This window comes from Micromonospora sp. NPDC047548, assembly GCF_040642975.1.
In the GTDB taxonomy this organism is placed as follows: domain Bacteria; phylum Actinomycetota; class Actinomycetes; order Mycobacteriales; family Micromonosporaceae; genus Micromonospora.
In genome coordinates this window covers 52,336-69,606 of sequence record NZ_JBEYTI010000030.1, presented here as the reverse complement: position 1 = coordinate 69,606, position 17,271 = coordinate 52,336, and the positions used below count along the sequence as shown (strand labels likewise).

General features: G+C 70.8%; 18 protein-coding genes and 1 pseudogene. 10 read left to right on the top strand and 9 right to left on the bottom strand.

What is annotated here, in order from left to right; translation table 11 throughout:
- Window positions 1-311: 311 nt before the first annotated feature.
- Complete coding sequence (locus tag ABZ807_RS24670) at window positions 312-692, bottom strand: VOC family protein (protein ID WP_357162420.1); 381 nt, start codon at window positions 690-692, stop codon at window positions 312-314.
- A gap of 10 nt (window positions 693-702) precedes the next feature.
- Here ABZ807_RS24670 and ABZ807_RS24665 point away from each other — a divergent pair, with 10 nt between their 5' ends.
- From ABZ807_RS24665 to ABZ807_RS24645, 5 genes are all read left to right on the top strand, one after another.
- Window positions 703-966, top strand: coding sequence for a hypothetical protein (locus tag ABZ807_RS24665; protein ID WP_357162417.1), 264 nt, complete (start codon window positions 703-705; stop codon window positions 964-966).
- 295 nt (window positions 967-1,261) lie between these two features.
- Window positions 1,262-2,854: an FAD-dependent monooxygenase gene (locus tag ABZ807_RS24660; RefSeq protein WP_357162414.1), complete on the top strand. Its 1,593-nt coding sequence runs from the start codon at window positions 1,262-1,264 to the stop codon at window positions 2,852-2,854.
- 353 nt (window positions 2,855-3,207) lie between these two features.
- Entirely contained in the window at window positions 3,208-4,338 is a 1,131-nt protein-coding gene (locus tag ABZ807_RS24655; RefSeq protein ID WP_357162411.1) for a hypothetical protein, read from the top strand.
- Between the two features lie 204 nt (window positions 4,339-4,542).
- Entirely contained in the window at window positions 4,543-4,749 is a 207-nt protein-coding gene (locus ABZ807_RS24650; RefSeq protein ID WP_357162408.1) for a hypothetical protein, read from the top strand.
- 198 nt (window positions 4,750-4,947) lie between these two features.
- Entirely contained in the window at window positions 4,948-7,683 is a 2,736-nt protein-coding gene (locus tag ABZ807_RS24645; RefSeq protein WP_357162405.1) for a cation-translocating P-type ATPase, read from the top strand.
- Window positions 7,684-7,701: 18 nt separating this feature from the next.
- Here ABZ807_RS24645 and ABZ807_RS24640 read toward each other — a convergent pair whose 3' ends face one another.
- Together ABZ807_RS24640 and ABZ807_RS24635 are read right to left on the bottom strand one after the other, a co-directional pair.
- Window positions 7,702-8,115: a universal stress protein gene (locus tag ABZ807_RS24640; protein WP_357162402.1), complete on the bottom strand. Its 414-nt coding sequence runs from the start codon at window positions 8,113-8,115 to the stop codon at window positions 7,702-7,704.
- Window positions 8,105-8,401 (bottom strand): hypothetical protein, encoded by a 297-nt coding sequence (locus ABZ807_RS24635; protein ID WP_357162399.1) that lies wholly within the window; start codon window positions 8,399-8,401, stop codon window positions 8,105-8,107. Before ABZ807_RS24635 ends, ABZ807_RS24640 begins: the two co-directional genes overlap by 11 nt.
- 249 nt (window positions 8,402-8,650) lie before the next feature.
- Between ABZ807_RS24635 and ABZ807_RS24630 the strand changes: the two genes are divergently transcribed.
- Together ABZ807_RS24630 and ABZ807_RS24625 are read left to right on the top strand one after the other, a co-directional pair.
- Window positions 8,651-10,480 (top strand): AMP-binding protein, encoded by a 1,830-nt coding sequence (locus ABZ807_RS24630; protein ID WP_357162396.1) that lies wholly within the window; start codon window positions 8,651-8,653, stop codon window positions 10,478-10,480.
- Between the two features lie 67 nt (window positions 10,481-10,547).
- Window positions 10,548-10,793: a hypothetical protein gene (locus tag ABZ807_RS24625; RefSeq protein WP_357162423.1), complete on the top strand. Its 246-nt coding sequence runs from the start codon at window positions 10,548-10,550 to the stop codon at window positions 10,791-10,793.
- Window positions 10,794-10,839: 46 nt separating this feature from the next.
- On the opposite strand, the pseudogene ABZ807_RS24620 reads toward ABZ807_RS24625, so the two are convergent.
- The 4 genes and pseudogenes from ABZ807_RS24620 to ABZ807_RS24605 all read right to left on the bottom strand — a co-directional run.
- Window positions 10,840-11,043, bottom strand: a pseudogene (locus ABZ807_RS24620) (IS630 family transposase); the annotation flags it as partial.
- A 50-nt stretch (window positions 11,044-11,093) separates the two neighbouring features.
- Window positions 11,094-11,552, bottom strand: coding sequence for a helix-turn-helix domain-containing protein (locus tag ABZ807_RS24615; protein ID WP_357162393.1), 459 nt, complete (start codon window positions 11,550-11,552; stop codon window positions 11,094-11,096).
- A 265-nt stretch (window positions 11,553-11,817) separates the two neighbouring features.
- On the bottom strand, window positions 11,818-13,365 hold the full coding sequence (locus ABZ807_RS24610) for a ricin-type beta-trefoil lectin domain protein (protein ID WP_357162390.1): 1,548 nt from the start codon (window positions 13,363-13,365) through the stop codon (window positions 11,818-11,820).
- 184 nt (window positions 13,366-13,549) lie between these two features.
- A complete protein-coding gene (locus ABZ807_RS24605) occupies window positions 13,550-13,732 on the bottom strand; it encodes a GNAT family N-acetyltransferase (protein WP_357162387.1) in 183 nt (60 codons plus the stop codon).
- 239 nt (window positions 13,733-13,971) lie between these two features.
- Between ABZ807_RS24605 and ABZ807_RS24600 the strand changes: the two genes are divergently transcribed.
- The 3 genes from ABZ807_RS24600 (at window position 13,972) to ABZ807_RS24590 (ending at window position 16,022) form a co-directional block, all read left to right on the top strand.
- The gene (locus tag ABZ807_RS24600) at window positions 13,972-14,433 is read left to right on the top strand and encodes a deaminase (RefSeq protein ID WP_357162384.1); all 462 of its coding nucleotides are present in this window, start codon (window positions 13,972-13,974) and stop codon (window positions 14,431-14,433) included.
- A 284-nt stretch (window positions 14,434-14,717) separates the two neighbouring features.
- A complete protein-coding gene (locus ABZ807_RS24595; protein ID WP_357162381.1) occupies window positions 14,718-15,464 on the top strand; it encodes an ABC transporter permease in 747 nt (248 codons plus the stop codon).
- 435 nt (window positions 15,465-15,899) lie between these two features.
- Window positions 15,900-16,022 (top strand): 50S ribosomal protein L36, encoded by a 123-nt coding sequence (locus ABZ807_RS24590; protein WP_357162378.1) that lies wholly within the window; start codon window positions 15,900-15,902, stop codon window positions 16,020-16,022.
- A gap of 86 nt (window positions 16,023-16,108) precedes the next feature.
- Here ABZ807_RS24590 and ABZ807_RS24585 read toward each other — a convergent pair whose 3' ends face one another.
- Together ABZ807_RS24585 and ABZ807_RS24580 are read right to left on the bottom strand one after the other, a co-directional pair.
- Window positions 16,109-16,267, bottom strand: a complete 159-nt coding sequence (locus tag ABZ807_RS24585; RefSeq protein WP_357162375.1) for a hypothetical protein — start codon at window positions 16,265-16,267, stop codon at window positions 16,109-16,111.
- Between the two features lie 129 nt (window positions 16,268-16,396).
- Window positions 16,397-17,254: an SDR family oxidoreductase gene (locus tag ABZ807_RS24580; protein WP_357162372.1), complete on the bottom strand. Its 858-nt coding sequence runs from the start codon at window positions 17,252-17,254 to the stop codon at window positions 16,397-16,399.
- Window positions 17,255-17,271: the final 17 nt, after the last annotated feature.

The following is a 17,271-nucleotide window of genomic DNA, read 5'->3' as shown; positions in this document are numbered from 1 at the left end:
GTCCTGGAACCACCGGGCCCCGCGGAACTCATGCCGGACCTCTCACGGTCGAGCGGACGAGGCGGTGGCCCGGTGGGGGCCAGGTGCGCCGACGATCCGATATTGCCGGCACCAGACACGGTGCCCGACGAGACCGCCGACAGGAAGAGTCTGCGCAGTGAGCGGATGTTCGCGCCGATCGCCGTTAGATTCGTGCTCGTGGGCACCGAGGGGTGGTTCTGGATCAGGACCGTTGGAGCGCGGCGGGACGGCGACCCTCGTGATGGCGAACTGCACCAGTCGACTCGCGAAGGTGCCACGTTCGCGGCCACTCAGGCGAGACAGAACTCATTGCCCTCGATGTCCTGCATCACGAGGCACGACTCGTTGTCGCCATCGGCAGGCAGTAGTCGCACGCGTACCGCGCCGAGCGCGACCAGTCGTGCGCATTCGGCCTCAAGTGCGGCCAGGCGCTCTTGACCCACGAGCCCGGTGCCGACCTGCTCGACACCGCACAGCACCGGCACCGACGTCCCGCCGACGACGGCCTCCAGGCCCGGGCGCAGGCCAAACTCGCGGAAGTCGAGGCGAAGATCGTCGACCTGCGGGTCATCGCCGAGACGCTGCGCGCGGCGGTCGACGCCGGCTGTGACGACCTGGTCACCTGTGCCGGCAGCCCGTGCTGCCCGATCCCGTTCGCCACTCTTGGCCAAGGAGCCCCCGATGCCGACGCTCACTGACCTGGCACGGCGTTTCCTCCCGTCCGGTCTGACCGGCCTGGCCGGCGTGGCATGCGTGGGGTGCTGCGCGATTCCGCTGCTGCTGGCCGCTGGCGTGCTGTCCGGCGCCGGCTGGGTCGTCCTCGGCCGCTGGCTGCCCGGCCTCACCGTCGCCCTGACCGCCGCAGCCGGCGTCGCCTTCTGGTGGGCCCGCCGCCGCAGGCACAACTGCGCCGGGGGCACCAGCTGCGCATGCGGAGCCGGATGATCCTCGGCCCAGCCCCCTCGGCGGCGCTCGCCGAGATCCCGCAGCCTGTCGACCCGCGCAGGGCTGGCGCGAACCTACTGCCTGCGGTCGATGGCCGCAGGGATCTTCGCGGCCGGCTCGCTGTCGATGACGCCGGACGGCAGGAGCGGCTACCGTCAGGTCAAGAGGGTTGGCCAGTCGGATAGAGCCAGGGGACCTGGATGGTCGGCATCGCGTGTGTGATCGAGTTCGGGACACCGGCGCGGCCGTTGGTGGCACCGGCAGCGATCCTTCGCCCCCGACCTGTCGTCGTGACATGAGCGCGGTTGAGGTTCTGGTGGTCGGGGCGGGGCCGACCGGGCTGACCATGGCGGGGCAGTTGGCCGCCTTCGGTGTGCGGGTCCGGGTGGTGGATCGGGCGGTCGACCGGGTCCACGAGTCCCGGGCCCTGGCGATTCAGCCCCGCACCCTGGAGGTCCTCACCGGTCTCGGGGTGACCGACGAGATGGTGGCCTGCGGCAACCGCGCGGTGCGGCTGTGCCTGCACGCACGCGGGCGGGAGCGGGCGGTGCCGTTGTTTGACCTGGGCCTGCAGGACACCGCGTACCCGTATCTGCTGTTCCTGTCCCAGGCGGAGACCGAACGCATCCTGGGTGAGCGCCTCGCAGCAATGGGGCTCGAGGTCGACCGCGGTGTCGAGCTGGTCGGGCTGGACCATTCGGGCGACGGCACGGTGGCGACGCTGCGGCACGGCGACGGCCGGCAGGAACGGGTGTCAGCCCGGTACGTGGTGGGCTGCGACGGCGCGCACAGCACGGTGCGGCGCCTCGCCGGGATCGGGTTCGCCGGCGCCGCGTACCCGCAGACGTTCGTCCTGGCCGACCTCGAGGCCGACGGCGTCGACGCCGGGGCCGCGCATGTTTTCCTCTCCGCGTGGGGAATCCTGTTCCTCTTCCCGCTCGGCCAGCCCGCCACGTGGCGGCTGCTGGCCATGCGCCCACCCGCCGATGTGCCCGCGCCGGACACCGCGGTCACCCTGGACGAGGTGCAGGCCCTCGCCGACACCTACACCGGCGCGACGGTGCGGCTGCGGGATCCGGTGTGGATGACCAACTTTCGGCTGCACCACCGCGCCGCCACCCATTACCGGGCCGGGCCGGTGTTCCTGGCCGGCGACGCCGCGCACATCCACAGCCCGGCCGGCGCGCAGGGTATGAACACCGGCATCCAGGACGCCGTCAACCTCGGCTGGAAACTCGCCCAGGCGCTACAGGGCGACGCCGACCCGACGCTGCTGGACACCTACGAGACGGAACGGGCGCCCGTCGGCCGGATGGTGCTGCGCTTCACCGACCGGGCGTTCACCGTCGCGACCTCCACCAACCCGGTCGTCCGGTTCGCCCGTACCCGAATCGCCCCCGCCCTCATCCCCGTCGTGCTCGCACCCAGGTGCGTGCGGGCTTCGGCCTTCCGGACGGTGTCCGAGCTCGGCATCGGCTACCGGAACAGCGCTCTGTCGACGGAAGGGCCGCGCACCCCGCGCACGGGTCCCCGAGCCGGTGACCGGCTGCCCGACGCGCCCGTGGCGGAAGGCAGCACCCTCCACCGGCTCACGGCGACGCCCCGGTGGCACCTGCTGCTGTGCGGGCCGCCCGTCGTATGGTCGAGGGGCGGCGCCGCGGCGTGGGGTCAGCGGTACTCCGGCCGGCTCGACGTGCACTGGCTGACCGCACCCGATGCCACTGAAGCGGCGCCCGCTACCGCCGCCCCCGCGCTGCGACAGCTCGGCCTCACCCCCGGCGCCCACGGCCTGTATCTGATCCGCCCCGATGGTCACATCGGCTACCGGGCAGGCGGCACGGACGTGACCGGGCTCCTGACCTATCTGGAACGCTGGCTCCGCTCGTAGCTGCACTGCACTCACGCCCTCGCGGTGCCGCTGCGTCGGGCCGCTGACGGGCGTCTCGTTCTGGCTGGACGTCACCTGCACGTGCACACCTCACCCAGTGGATCCTGTGCCACCTACGGCCGCGGCAACGACGACATCATCATGATCCCGGGCTCGCGGAGCCGCATTGTGCACTTGCCGATAAGGGACCTGACCAGGGGTTATAGCTGTTACTGCGGCGACGTACGGTTCGTACAACGCATGTCGTGATGATGGCGAGAAGACGTCATATTTGCCGGTTCGCGGTGGCGTTTCGACGGGCAGCGTGGCCTTCCCCGCTAACCACTCGATGTTCGGAGCCGGAGGTGTGGCCCGTGACGCTCCATGGATGGGACACCAGCGATTACGACGTGAGCAGGGGCTTGACCCCGGCCCGGGTGGCCGCGGCGGCCGCCCTGGGCATCAGCTTTCTGACCAGCAAGGGGACCGAACAGTCACCGTCCGGCGTCTTCCACAGCCTGAGCTGCGGCTGGATCCTGACCGCCGGACGGAACGCCGGCATCCCGTACCTCGGGATGTATGTCGTGGTCCGCTCCGGGGTGCCGACGGCAACGCAGGCGCAGACCGCGATCGCCTACGCCGACGCGCATCTGGCCTGGTGGTCGAGCTGGCCCGGGTTCTTCTGGCAGATCGACCTGGAGCGGTGGCCGTACGACAACGTCGCGCCCGCCGTCGGCGTCCAGGTCGGCACCGAGCTGGAGAGGCGCACCTCGAAGACAGCGGTGATGTACGCCTCGAAGGGCCAGTACGGATCTGCCTCGCTGGGCGACTTCCCGCGCTGGAACGCCAACTACCCGCACAACCTCGACGAGAACTTCACCACGGCGTACACCAGAGCCGGCGGGGACGCCGGTCCCGGCTGGCAGGCGTACGGGACGCCGTCCGCCGTTCCTCGCATCTGGCAGTACACCAGCACCGCCCGGATCGGTGCCCAGCACACCTGTGACGCGAACGCGTTCCGGGGCACGTACACCGATTTCGCGGTGATGATCGGCGACACCGCAGGAGAGGGCAAGGACGTGAAGACAGTTTCTATCGTCACGATTTCCCCGGGTTTCACTGTCCCGGCGGACGCCGCCTTCCACGCCATTCGATGGAGCGACGGCCACACCGCCTACCAGGTCACCGCCGCAGGGATCATCGGTCACCAGTCGAAGCTCGACCTGGCAGGCCTCCGCCAGGGCGATCTGGTCCAGATCAGGGCGGTCTATGTCTTTCCCGGCAATCCGACGCCCGTCAGGCAGGCGTTGAACCAGCAGACGGTGGCGGTCGATCCGACCAGCATCGGCGACAGGTTCGTGGTCCTCAGCGCCAACGAGAATCACCAGGTCCCGGCCGGTACGACGGTCACCTTCGAGGTGGCCGTCACCCCGGCGCCCGGCACGGCCGGCCGGAATGTCAGCTTCGGCGACGCCACCCGCAAGACGATCCTGTTGTTCTCGTGAGCCAGTCGGTCAGCCGACCCGGCCCGCCGGTGACCCAGGGCGTGCTGCCCCCACCGGTGCGGCCCAGCCTCCCGAGCGCCGCTGACAGGCTCGACGTCTCGACGCGTCCCGAATGGGGGACATGCTCCGGAAGCTTCCGCCCCGTCCTTGTGCGGCCGTCACGATGACGACAAGACGGGGATGTGACAGCGGGAGGTGAGCGGCATGAAGCGCCGACGGAACAGGAAAGGCCCCCTGGTGCAGGCGGCGGTGCTGTCGCTGGCGGCGGTGGCGACGGCTCTGGTGGTGCTGGCCGGACGTCGCCGCGCCATCGACGATGGTGTGGTGACCTTTCCCGCCGACGGTGGCGATGGCGCTTCCGCCCCGACGGGCATGGGCGCGCCGACACTCACCGGCACCACGAAGCGGTAGCGCCCCAGCCGAGTCCGGCCACGACGCGCTGTTGGTGTGGATCAGATCCGGGACGAGTACGGGGTGATGCGGGCGCGTCCCCCGCCTGGCCGGCCGCAAACCCTCGGCGAGGACGGGATGCAGCTGGGGCTGTCGCAGCTGTCTCGCCTGCGGCCTCATCCGCGGTTGGTCGCGGCAGTGAACAGTGAGGGTGGCCGGGTGGCCGGGTTCAGCTCGAGGGGCATGACCGCCTGGCATGCTGTTCCCGCGGCGGATGCCCTCGAGACGCTGAAGGTGGAACGCGGCTCCGGCCTGACGCCGACGGAGGTCGACCGGCGGCGGGAGGAGTACGGGCCGAATCGCCTGGCCGAGGCGCCGCGGGAGCCGCGGTGGCGGGCGTTCCTTCGGCAGTTCCAGGACCTGCTCATCGTGATCCTGCTGGTGGCGGCCGTGGTCAGCCTGGTCGTCAGCAGGGAGTGGGAGACACCGGTCGCGATCGCGGTGGTGGTGTTGCTGAACGCGACGATCGGGTACGTGCAGGAGTCGCGGGCGGAGGCGTCGCTGGAGGCGCTCAAGCGGATGCTGGTCACCACCGCGACGGTGCGCCGGGACGGACGCCTGCTTCGGGTCAACGCCGAGGATCTGGTGCCCGGTGACGTGATCGTGGTCGAGGCCGGCGGCCGGGTGCCCGCCGACGCCCGGTTGCTCACGGCGAGTTCGCTGGAGGTGCAGGAGTCGTCGCTGACCGGCGAGGCGGAGCCGGTGGCCAAGGCCGCAGATGCCCACGTCGACCCGCAGGCCGCGCTGGGCGACCGGACCACGGCGCTGTTCATGAACACAACAGTCACCCGCGGTCGTGCGGAAGCCGTGGTCACCGCTACCGGCATGGCCACCGAGATCGGCCGCATCGCCGGGCTGCTGCACGGCGCCGAGGCCGGTCTCACCCCGCTGCAACGGCAGATCAACGGCCTCGGCCGGACGCTGGCGATCACGGCGGGAGTCGTCATCGTCGTCGTCTTCGTTCTCGGTCTCGCGCGGGGCCGCCACTTCCACGAGCTGTTCGTCAGTGCTGTCTCGCTCGCAGTGGCGGCGATCCCCGAGGGGCTGCCGGCCGTCGTTGCGTTCACCCTGGCGATGGGGACGGCTCGGCTCGCCAGCCGCGGGGCGATCGTCAAGCGGCTGGCGTCGGTCGAGACGCTCGGCAGCACGTCGCAGATCTGTACGGACAAGACCGGCACGCTGACCCTCAACCAGATGACCGCCCGGGAACTCGTGCTGGCCGAGCGGCGGTTCACTGTCTCCGGCGAGGGCTACCGTGCCGACGGGCGGATCCGTACCACCGACGGGTCCGCGCCACCCGGAACGCTCGACGACACGCTCGCCGCGATGGCGCTCTGCAGTGACGCCGTGCTGCGCGACGACGAGATGGTGGGCGATCCCACCGAGGGCGCGCTGGTGGTGCTGGCCGAGAAGGGCGGCATCGACGTCATGGGCCTGCGCGAACAGCGACCACGGCTGGCGGAAGTTCCCTTCGACTCCGAGTACAAGTTCATGGCCACCTTCCACCGCTGGACCGGCGAGGATGGCGGCGAACTGGTCCGCGCCTTCATCAAGGGTGCCCCCGACGTGCTGGCCGCGCGCGCCGACCGGCACCTCGCCGGCCGGGACACCGCCCCCTTCGGGGACGCCGCTCGGGCACGCTACGACGAGGCCAACGCCGACCTGGCCAGGCGCGGCCTGCGGGTGCTGGCGCTCGGCGCGCAGGACTTCCCGGCGGCGGACTTCGACGCCGGCGCGGACCCGCAGGAACTGCTCGACCATATCGTGCTGCTGGCGCTCGTCGGCATCGTCGACCCGCCGCGCCCGGAGGCCCGGAAGGCGATCTCCGCGTGCCGCCATGCCGGTATCCGGGTCCGGATGATCACCGGCGACCATGCGGTCACCGCGGCCGCCATAGCCGAGGACCTGGGCATCCACGGCAGGGCTGTCACCGGGGCCGACCTGAACCGGATCGACGACGACGACGATCTCGCCCGGTATCTCGATGGTGTAGGAGTAATCGCCCGGGTCTCTCCGACGCACAAGATCCGGATCGTGCGGGCGCTGCAGCGCAACGGCGACGTGGTCGCGATGACCGGCGACGGAGTCAACGATGCTCCGGCGCTGCGCACAGCCGACATCGGCGTGGCGATGGGCGTCACCGGGACGGAGGTGGCCAAGGAAGCGTCCACGATGATCCTCACTGACGACAACTTCGCGACCATCGTCCGGGCCGTCCGCGAAGGCCGCGGCATCTACGACAACATCGTCAACTTCACGCGGTTTCAGGTTTCCACCGCGTTCGCCTTCGTGCTCACCTTCCTCATCGCGTCGGGGACCGGCATCGCCGGCGGGGCGCCCTTCACCGCACTGCAGATCCTCTTCGTCAACCTCGTCATGGATGGTCCCCCCGCCATGTCGCTGGGCGTCGAGCCGGTCAGCGCGGACGCCATGAGCCGACCACCCAGACCGGCGGGAGAGGCCATCCTCACCCGGCAGCGGATCGGCCGGATCGTGCTGGCCTCAGTTGTCATGGCCGTGGGCACCATCGCGGTGCTCCAGTGGGCGCCCGGGCCCCCACCGGCGCCGTCGCAGGCCACCGTCGCCGGCACCATGGCGTTCGTGGCGTTCGTGTTCTTTCAGGCGTTCAATCTGCTCAACGCGCGCAGCTTCACCCGCAGCGTGTTCTCACGCGAGACGCTGCACAACCCGTCCGCCTTCGTGGCCACCGCCGTGGTGCTGATCCTGGTCGTCCTGATCGTGGAGTGGGACGTGCTGAGCCGGCTCTTCACCACGACCGACCTCAGCTCGGGTCAGTGGCTGGCCTGCGCCGCTGTCGGCTCCACGATCCTGATCGCCGGCGAAGCCGTGAAGGCGCTGACGCGCGCTCGCCGAGGCCGCAGCAGCAGGCCGTGACGCGGTGCGGCTGTCCATTCAGTCACCTCGGTCCGTGGGATTTCGAGGCACGACCATGACGGGCCGGTGAGCGCGGTGCACGGCGGCGATGGCGACGCGGCCGAGCAGGATCTTCCGTACGGCGGAGCGCCCGCGCGAGCCCACCATCAGCAGGGCGGCTCCACGGTCCCGGGCGAATGCGGTCAGCGCCTCGGCCACCGCGCGGCCGGGTGCGCCGAGACCGCTGTGCACCTCTACCGCAGTCACCGACTGGTCACCGGTCGTTGCCACTGCGGTCGTCTCCTCGGTGGCGTCGCCGCCAACCGAGCCGAGGAGGAGATCTCGCGTCGGGAAGAGCTGCCGGGCCGTCGTCTGCGCGGCTCCGGCTCCAGCCGAGGAGTCCCAGCCGAGCACCACCGGCCCAGCGGCGAGCGCCGCGTACTCATCGGTCAACAGCGGATACGGCACCACCAGGACAGGACGCGCGCGACGCCAGGCGATCGGCTTCCCGGCCGCCCTCCCTCTCCACCGCCTGCACGAACGCGTTGACGTCGCGAGTCCCGGTCCACAGCCGCCGCCGCAGGTCCCCGCTGGCGAACGGCGGCGTCCACAGGTGCGCGATCCACGCGCGGGCCCCGGGAAACAGCAGAGCGCCAGCCTCGATCGCGGCGCTCGCCGCCGGTGATCCGTCGTAACCCACCACTACTCGCTTGACGTCCGAGCCGTCCACCGCAGGCACAACTCGATCCTATCCCTCTCCGTGGCAGGTGCGGCCGGGAACATCAGCGTGCTGGTATCGGCCTTGGGCAGCGCGTTCGCCGCGCGCGGCAGGACGGCCACTGTCCGAGCTCCCTACCGTGAAGCGGCAACCGGTGAGGGCAGTTTCGGCGTTCACGGCCGCCAGGGCCGGCGGCGGAGCCACGATGACGCGTACCCGAGACAGCAGCGGGGCCGGGTCGCCCGCCCCGCCGGACAAGGTGGGTGGCGAATGCAGGACGTGGCGTCCGCGCCGACGGCCACCGGGGGCGGGGTACCGGGGCTGGCGGAGATGGTGTGGGTCAACGCCCAGCAGGACCCGACCGCGGTGCAGTTCGTGCGCCCGGCTCCGGTTTCTCGGGCCTGGCCGGCGCGCCGGTCCGTGCGGGGTGGTGACCTACCGGTGACCTGCGAGCAGTTCCGCGACGACGTGCTGGCTCTCGCCCGCGGGTTCATCGCGGCGGGTGTCGAGCCCGGTGACCGGGTGGGCCTGATGAGCCGTACCCGGTACGAGTGGACCCTGATCGACTACGCGCTCTGGACGATCGGCGCGGTGACGGTGCCCATCTACGACACTTCGAGCGGCGAACAGCTTCAGTGGATACTGGCCGACTGCGGAGCGGTCGGGTGTGTGGTCGAGACGGCCGGGCACGCGGAGCTGCTCGCCGGGGTACGAGACGGCCTGCCGGGGTTGCGCCAGGCGTGGCAGATCGACGCCGGCGACCTGATCGCGCTCGCCGGCCAGGGGCGCGACGTCGACCAGGCGCAGGTCGACGAGCGCCGGACGCGGGTGTCCGGCGGGGACGTCGCGACGATCGTCTACACCAGCGGCACGACCGGCCCGCCGAAGGGCTGCGTGCTGACCCACCGCAACATCTACTGCGACGTCACGGCCGCCACGGCGGTGCTGCCCGAGCTGCTGCATCCAGGGGCGTCGACGGTGTTGTTCCTGCCGCTGGCGCACGCCTTTGCCCGGCTCATCCAGGTCGGGATCGTGCAGGCCCGGGCGACCATGGTGCACAGCGCCGACACCACCAGCGTGCGTGACCAGCTGCGCACCCACCGGCCGACATTCATCCTGGCGGTGCCACGGGTGTTCGAGAAAATGCACATCCGGGCCCGCCAGGAGGCGCACGACGCGCGTCGCGGCGGGCTGTTCGCACTCGCCGACCGGGTCGCGGTGCGCTACAGCCGCGCCATGGACACCCAGGCCGGTCCCGGCGTGACGCTGCGGCTGGCCCGGCTGGCCTTCGACGCCCTGGTCTACCGGCAGGTACGCGCCGCGCTCGGCGGCCGCTGCGACCTCGCCATCGTCGGTGGAGCGCCGCTGGGGGAGCGGCTCGCGCACTTCTTCCGCGGCGCCGGCGTCACCATCCTCGAGGGATACGGCCTGACCGAAACCTCACCGGCCCTGTCGCTGAACCTGCCCTCGGCGATGCGGATCGGCACCGTCGGCCGTCCGCTGCCCGGGGTGCAGGTCCGCATCGCAGGCGGGGAGGTCCTCGCCCGCGGCGACGTCGTCTTCCCCGGGTACTGGAACAACCCCGACGCCACCCACGCCGCCTTCACCGGCGACGGGTGGCTGCGCACCGGCGACCTCGGCAGCCTCGACGACGACGGCTTCCTGCGCATCACCGGCCGCAAGAAGGAGATCATCGTGACCGCGGCGGGCGAGAACGTCGCCCCCACGGCCGTCGAGGAGGCCATCCGCGCCCACCCACTGATCAGCCAGTGCATGCTCGTCGGTGATGGCCGGCCCTACATCAGCGCCCTGGTGACCATCGACCCACCGGCGTGGGCGCGGTGGCGGGCGAGCCACGGCCATCCGAGCGCGGATGTGGCCGACCTGCGGGACGACCCGGAGCTTCGGGAGGAGGTCCAGACTGTGGTCGACCGGGCCAACCAGACGGTGTCCAAAGCAGAACGGGTCAAGACCTTTCGCATCCTGCCCCGCGACCTCACCGAAGCCGACGGGGAACTCACCCCCACCCTGAAGATCAGACGCGATGTCGTCCAAGCGCACTACACCGCCGACATCGACGCGCTGTACCGCGGCCACTAGTAGGGCGTCGCGTCTAACGTTCTGGGTATAGGTGGCGGAGTCGGGTGCGGGCGTCGCTGGTGGTGAAGTGCCAGTTCACCTGCCGTTGGTTGGAGTTGGTGCTGTTCTGCCAGGCGGCCAGTTCGGTGTTGAGGACGTCGATGTCGTCGATGCGGCGGTCGAGACATTGCCGGGTCAGGGCGGAGAGTTCGATCTCTGCGATGTTGAGCCAGGAGCCGTGTCTGGGGGTGTGGTGGATTTCCAGGTGCTGCGCGAGCGCTCGGGCCTTGGCCGGCTCGAAGGCCTGGTAGAGCGATCCAGTGGTGGGTGTTGAGGTTGTCCATCACCAGCACGACCTTCTCGACGTCGGGGTAGTCGACGGTGAGCAGGCGTTCGACCTCCTCGGCCCAGTCCACGCGGGTGCGCCGTGCTCTGGCCACGGCCCGGCGACGCCCGGCCAGTGGCTCGACCCATACGAAGATCGAGCAGGTCCCGCAGCGTACGTACTCGGGGTCCTCTTTGTGGTCATGCCCTGGCGCCGCCGGGTCATGCGGGCGGGTGTAGACGTCCAGGACGTCCTCCATCCGGGCGGCGAACTCGCCGTTGGCCTTGGGCGGGATCGTCCAGCACTTCTTCAGGTGAGGACGAAGCGGCCCCTTTTCAGCGCCTTGCCGATGGTGGAGTGGTCCAGGTCGGGAATGTCATCGATCAACGCGACGTGCTTTTCCAACAGGCGCAGAGACCAGCGCGCGTGCCCGGCGGGTGGACTCGAGCAGGCCAACGCGATCAACCGTGCCTCCACCTCGCCAGTCACCTTCGGCTCGACCGGCGGGGTGAGCCGCTTCTTGCGGGTGATGGTGTCCTCGACATCGCCGCCACGCTCGGCGTAGGCCTTGGAGGTCTTCACCACCGTGTCCACATGCACCCCGGCCCGCTGGGCGACCACTTCCTGGGTCGGCACCGGCCCCACTCGATCGGGATCGTTCTCATCGAGCTCCAGCAGAATCCGCGCCCGGCGCACCTGCTGAGCCGGATAGGACCCAGTGCGAACCCGCCTGGTCAGCCACTCACGATCCGCAGCGCTCAACGCCACCGGACGTGACTTTGTCCTAGCCATCACATGACTCGCTTCCAGCGGACAGAAAGGGGAAGAGGACCGCCACCATCAGCACACACCACAATCGCCGCCGATTAGCGGCGACACGCTACTAGGGCGTGTGTCGGAGTCGGTCACAGCCACTCACGCCACCACCGCCGACTTCGACACCGGCCATAGACGTCGATCCCCCGTGGATCGCCCGCCGGTCGCAGAATGCGGCCGGCGGGCAAAACACCTTTCAGGACACTCCGGGTACGGGTCAGCCGCGCCGCCACTTCTGGTTGGCCGTGCCGGCGCACTCCCACAGTTGCAGCGCCGCCCCGTCGTTGCCGTTCCAGTCCTTGATGTCGACGCACTTGTTCGCCTGCGGGTTCACCAGGTCGCCGGCGCCGCTCAGCACGAACTGCTGCGCGGCGTTGCCGGAGCAGTTGACAATCTGGATGGCGGCGCCGTTCGCGGTGGAGCCCCACGCCACGTCCATGCACTTGTTGTTGGACGTCTGCAGGGTGCCGTTCACGAAGGTCCACCGCTGGGCGGCGGTGTTGTTGCAGGTGTACATCTGCAACTGCTTGCCGTCGGAGAAGTCGCTGCCGGGCACGTCGATGCACTTGTTGTTCCAGTTGCTGATGATCGCGCTGCCACCGCCACCGCCACCGGATGTGGTGAGTGTCAGGCCGTACGTGTTGAGGATCTCGTTGACCGGCTGGAACCACATGGTGCCGCCCGACGAGCAGTTGCCGGTGCCGCCCGATGTCACACCCTGGGCCTGGTTGCCGGCGATCCACGAACCGCCCGAGTCGCCGGGTTCGGCGCACGCGTTGCTGCGGGACAGGCCGGAGACCGCGCCCTGCGCGTACACGATGGTCTCGTCGCGGCCCAGCAGCGTGCCACAGCGCCAGCCGGTGGTCCGTCCCGAGCGGCAGATCGAGCTGCCGACCGCGGCGTCCTGGGACCCGGCCACGATCACGTTGCCGCCCGCGTAGTTGTTGACCCACGGCTGCGGCGTCCAGCTGCCGTTGGTCCGGATCCACGAGTAGTCGTTGCCGGGAAACGACGAGCCGGCGAAGGTGCCCTGCCCGACATTGTTGTAGCCGAGCGTCGGACTGCCCGTACCGCCGCAGTGGCCGGCGCTGACGAAGCCACCCGAGACCGCGAAACCGACCGAGCAGAGCGTGTTGCCGTTGATGACGTACTGGTCGCCGCCGCGGATGTCGTACATCGGCTTCGGTGCCTCGGCGCTGGTGACCACGGAGACCGTACCCGCGCCGCTGTCCCTGGCGAATGCCCTGGCCGCCGCCTCGGCGCCGGGCTTGGCCAGCACGACCACGCTGTTGGTGGTGATGTCGACGTACCAGCCGCGGACGGAGCTGCGGGTGGCGTTGGCGGCGTGCCGGTCGAGCGACTGGCGCGACCTGGTCAGGTCGGCCTCGCTGCGCTTGACCACCGTGGCGTCGGCGCCCTCCGCCCGCACCGTCGCCGCCGCGGACGGGTCGGTCACCGCGACCGTGAGCCGGCTGGCGCCGGACGGGATCCACGCGCCGGCGAAGACCGCGCCGAGCTCGCCGCGCAGCCGGTGTTCCGTCGCCGCGGCGGCCGCCTCGGTGCGCAGGCGGGTGGCGATCTGGTGGTCGTCGAGCTTGAGGTCGCGGCGCATCGCCGCGAGCATGCCGGGCGCCATGTCGAACGAGGGGGTGGCGGTGGGTGTCGCCGCCGCGGACCTCTCGGCAGCGAAGCTGACGAGCGGCGACGCGCCGACCACGGTGAGGGCCACCGCGGCGACGACGAGCGCCTTGACTGGACGGGCCATCGAATTCCTTTCACACACGTCGGTGCCGCTCCGGGGGAGGGGTGCGGGACGCGGCGCTGTTCGTAGCGGACCGAGGAGCATGGAGAGCGCTCTCTTGATCGGAGTGTGTCTATGGTCTGTCGAACTGTCAAGGTTCTTTAGAGAAGTGTCCCGGTGAGAGTCGGGGCGGGTGTCGCGGAGCCGGTCACCCGATCAACGGCAGGTAGCTCTCCGGACGCCACCCCGCGACCACCCTGGTCCGCAGCGTGGCGCCGAGCCGCCGGTAGAACCGTTGCGCCGCCACGTTCTCCGGTTTCACCTCCCAGCGGATGGCCAGCCTGTCGGCGGCCGCCGACCCGGCCAGCGCGGTCATCAGCTGACGCCCCACACCGGCGTCCCGGGTGCCCGCACGTCATCGCGGCCGAGCAGTTCCCGGCAACGGCGTGGGAAGATCTTCACCATCGACCCGGGGGCGTCGAACGTGGTGACAGACAGCCGGGCGGCACGCTTCGTCGGTGACCGTCGGCTTCCATGGAACCCGGATCACCGGGCCCGCCCGGCCGAGGTACGCGAGATGGGGGACGTGGTGCTGCTGCAGTACGTGTGGTCGGATCGGTTTGGCACGACATGACCGAGCCGCTTTCCGTCGACCGCCGTTGGCTCCGGGACGCGATCGACCTTTCCCGGCGCTGCCCGCCGAAGGCGACCGCGTACGCGGTCGGTGCGATCGTGGTCGGCGGCGACGGGGCTGAGCTGGCCCGCGGGTACTCCCGGGAGACCGACCCCCATGGGCACGCCGAGGAGTCTGCGCTGGGCAAGCTCCAGGGAGCCGGGATCGACCTGTCCGCAGCGACGATCTACAGCTCCCTGGAGCCCTGCAGCGTCCGTAGCCACCGGTCGCCCACCTGCACCCAGCTGATCCTGGCCGCAGGTATCCGTAGGGTCGTGCTGGCGATGCGGGAACCGCCGAACTTTGTGGACTGCCAGGGGGTCGAGGTCCTCGAGGCGGCGGGCGTCGAGGTGGTCGAGATGCCGGATCTCGCGGACCAGGTACGCCTGATCAACGCGCATGTCATGGGAGCGCCGTGACGCCCTCGCCGCTGATCGGCTTCGGCGCGTGTTCCGGGCGCCATCGCCCGGCGCTGACCTACGCTGCCGAAGGGGAGAAATGTCCGGGAGGTCAGATGACGGAACCACAACGGGTGGCCGTACTCGGGCTCGGCGGTATGGGGCGGCCGATGGCGGGCGAACATCCTCCGGGCCGGCCTGCCCACGGTCGTCTGGAACCGCCGCCCTGAGCCGGCCGCGGGCAGGTGACCGCGATCGCAGACAGGTGACGCGCGGACCTGGCGACGTCGCGGGAGACTGATCCGATGTCGTCGACGATGCTGGTGGTCGGCCCGAAGCTGGCTGTGGGCCTGGTCGTGCTGACCGCCCTGGCGGCGGCCGTGGCCACCGTCGGGAAGCTCGGGCACGGCCGCCAGATCGCGGTCGCCGCCATCCGGGCGGCGGTCCAGTTGGCGGCGGTGTCGCTGCTGATAGCCGCCATCGTGGCATCGCTGTGGGCCACCGCCGGTTTCGTGGTCGTGATGTGCGCGGTCGCGGCGGGCACCTCCGGCCGGCGGATCACCGGTGGGGCACGCGGTTGGTGGGCTGCCCTGCCGATCGTGGCGGGAAGCCTGTCCGTCGTGGCGGGTCTGCTGCTGGCGGGCCTGGTGCCGCTCCGCGGGATCGCGATCATCCCGGTGGCCGGGATCCTGATCGGCGGGGCGATGACCGCCGCCTCGCTGGCCGGCCGGCGGGCGGTGGACGAGCTGACCGGTCGCCGGGGCGAGGTGGAGGCGGCCCTGGCCCTGGGCCTGCGGCCGCGGGACGCAGTGCTGCTGGTCTGCCGCCCGGCGGCCGGCCAGGCGTTGATCCCGGCGCTGGACCAGACCCGCACGGTGGGCCTGGTGACCCTGCCCGGGGCCTTCGTCGGGGTGCTGCTCGGCGGGGCGAGTCCCCTCGCGGCCGGGGTAACCCAACTGTTCGTCCTCGTCGGACTTCTGGCCGTGGAGGCCGTCGCGGTCGTCCTGACCGTCGAACTGGTGGCCCGCGGGCGGCTGCGTCCGATGCCGTGACCCGCCGAGAAACCCCTGCCGATCCCGTCCTCGATGGACGCCGCCACCACCGCCCTGTTGAACGCCGGGTACATCCCGAAGTCGTCCAGGTTGACGATCAACACCCGGGCGTCGGCCAGAAACTCCCAGCAGTTCGGTGGAGCGAACCGGCGGCGCGCAGGAGGCCGGCCCGTCCATGCCCCATCCTGGGCCGGCAAGGGACGACCACCGCGCGAGTTCCCCAAACCCGGCACGCGGAGACGACCTGACCGTTCGCGAACGCGGGACGCCGACGGCTCGACGATTGCCCGCTGCCTGCTCGGGTAGACCATCCGCGGTCCGCCGACGGCCCGGCTGGCAGACGCCCTGGTGCCGTCGCCGCCCCGGGCCAGCCGACCCGTTGCGCCGGTCCACCGGTCGTGGCGGGGCGGGACCACCAGGAAGGGATGGCTTGCGATGAAGGTCAGAAGCTCCCTGCGGGGGTTGAAGAGGAAGGTGAACTCGATCGTGGTTCGCCGCCGAGGCAAGCTGTTCGTGATCAACAAGGCCGACCGGCGCCAGAAGGCGCGGCAGGGCTGAGCGGAGGGTGCTGTCGCCACCACGGTCGGCTGACCTATGCAGCGGCGGCGCCGGCACCGATCGGGTGCCGGCGCCGCCGCTGACTGTCAGCTCTTGGCCTGGCGCTTGGCCATCTCCGGTTGAACGCCCTTGCCAACCTGGCGCAGGGCGTTGCGGAGCTGGTCCTCGGTCATCTTCGAGTTGCCCTCGATGCCCGCGTTGTGGGCCTGCTGGCGCAGTTCGTGCAGTTGCTCGCGGTGAGCCATGTCCAACCTCCCCTGTGCGGTCGGCGCGAGAGGGTCGCGCCGTCGAGTCCCCTGGCTTCCCGGGCCGGTCCGCCACAAACAGCCCGGGTGTTCGGCGCAGCAGTACCGGTCCGCCGTCGTCGACGTGGGTCAGCCCTTGAGCGCCACCGCGACCGCGTCGGCGAGGGTGGTGGTGGGGCGGCCGGCGAGCCGGCGCAGGTCACCACTGTCGGTGGTCAGCTCGCCGCGGGCGATGCCCAGGTCGCACTCGGCCAGCGTGGCGGCGTACGGCTCGGGCAGGCCGGCGGCGACCAGCACCTTCGTGTACTCCTCGGCCGGCAGGTCGCGGTAGACCACCTCGGTGCCGCTTTGCCGGGAGATCTCGGCGGCGAGTTCGGCCATCGTGAACGGCTCGTCGCCACCCAGTTCGTAGACGGTGTTCTCGTGGCCGTCGCCGACCAGGACGGCGGCGGCAGCGGCGGCGAAGTCGGCCCGGGTGGCGGCGGCGACCCGGCCGTCACCGGCGCTGCCGAGGACCGCGCCGTGCTGGAGCGTCGCCGCGAGGTTGCCGGTGTAGTTCTCGGTGTACCAGCCGTTGCGCAGCAGCGCGAACGGTAGCCCGGAGGCCCGGATCAGCTCCTCGGTGGCCTGGTGCTCGGCGGCGAGGGGGAAGGTGGCGGTGTCGGCCTTCAGGACGCTGGTGTACGCGAACAGGCGTACCCCGGCGCGCACGGCGGCGTCGACGACGGCGCGGTGCTGGGCTGCCCGCCGGCCGACCTCGCTGGACGAGACGAGCAGGAGGCGGTCGGCGCCGGCGAACGCGGGGGCCAGCGTCTCGGGGCGGTCGTAGTCGGCCTCCCGGACCACCACGCCCCGTCTGGCCAGGTCGGCGGCCTTCTCCGTGGTGCGGACCGCCGCGACGATCTCCTGGGCGGGAACGCCCCGATCGAGCAGTTCGGCGACGACGAGGCGGCCGAGCAGGCCGGTGGCTCCGGTTACGACGATCATGGTTACTCCTCTGGATG

Coding starts and splice junctions, on each gene's coding strand:
- ABZ807_RS24665 (WP_357162417.1), top strand. CDS start 703: ATGCCGACGCTCACTGACCTGGCACGGCGTTTCCTCCCGTCCGGTCTG.
- ABZ807_RS24660 (WP_357162414.1), top strand. CDS start 1,262: ATGAGCGCGGTTGAGGTTCTGGTGGTCGGGGCGGGGCCGACCGGGCTG.
- ABZ807_RS24650 (WP_357162408.1), top strand. CDS start 4,543: ATGAAGCGCCGACGGAACAGGAAAGGCCCCCTGGTGCAGGCGGCGGTG.
- ABZ807_RS24630 (WP_357162396.1), top strand. CDS start 8,651: ATGCAGGACGTGGCGTCCGCGCCGACGGCCACCGGGGGCGGGGTACCG.
- ABZ807_RS24610 (WP_357162390.1), bottom strand. CDS start 13,365: ATGGCCCGTCCAGTCAAGGCGCTCGTCGTCGCCGCGGTGGCCCTCACC.
- ABZ807_RS24600 (WP_357162384.1), top strand. CDS start 13,972: ATGACCGAGCCGCTTTCCGTCGACCGCCGTTGGCTCCGGGACGCGATC.
- ABZ807_RS24595 (WP_357162381.1), top strand. CDS start 14,718: ATGTCGTCGACGATGCTGGTGGTCGGCCCGAAGCTGGCTGTGGGCCTG.
- ABZ807_RS24590 (WP_357162378.1), top strand. CDS start 15,900: ATGAAGGTCAGAAGCTCCCTGCGGGGGTTGAAGAGGAAGGTGAACTCG.
- ABZ807_RS24585 (WP_357162375.1), bottom strand. CDS start 16,267: ATGGCTCACCGCGAGCAACTGCACGAACTGCGCCAGCAGGCCCACAAC.
- ABZ807_RS24580 (WP_357162372.1), bottom strand. CDS start 17,254: ATGATCGTCGTAACCGGAGCCACCGGCCTGCTCGGCCGCCTCGTCGTC.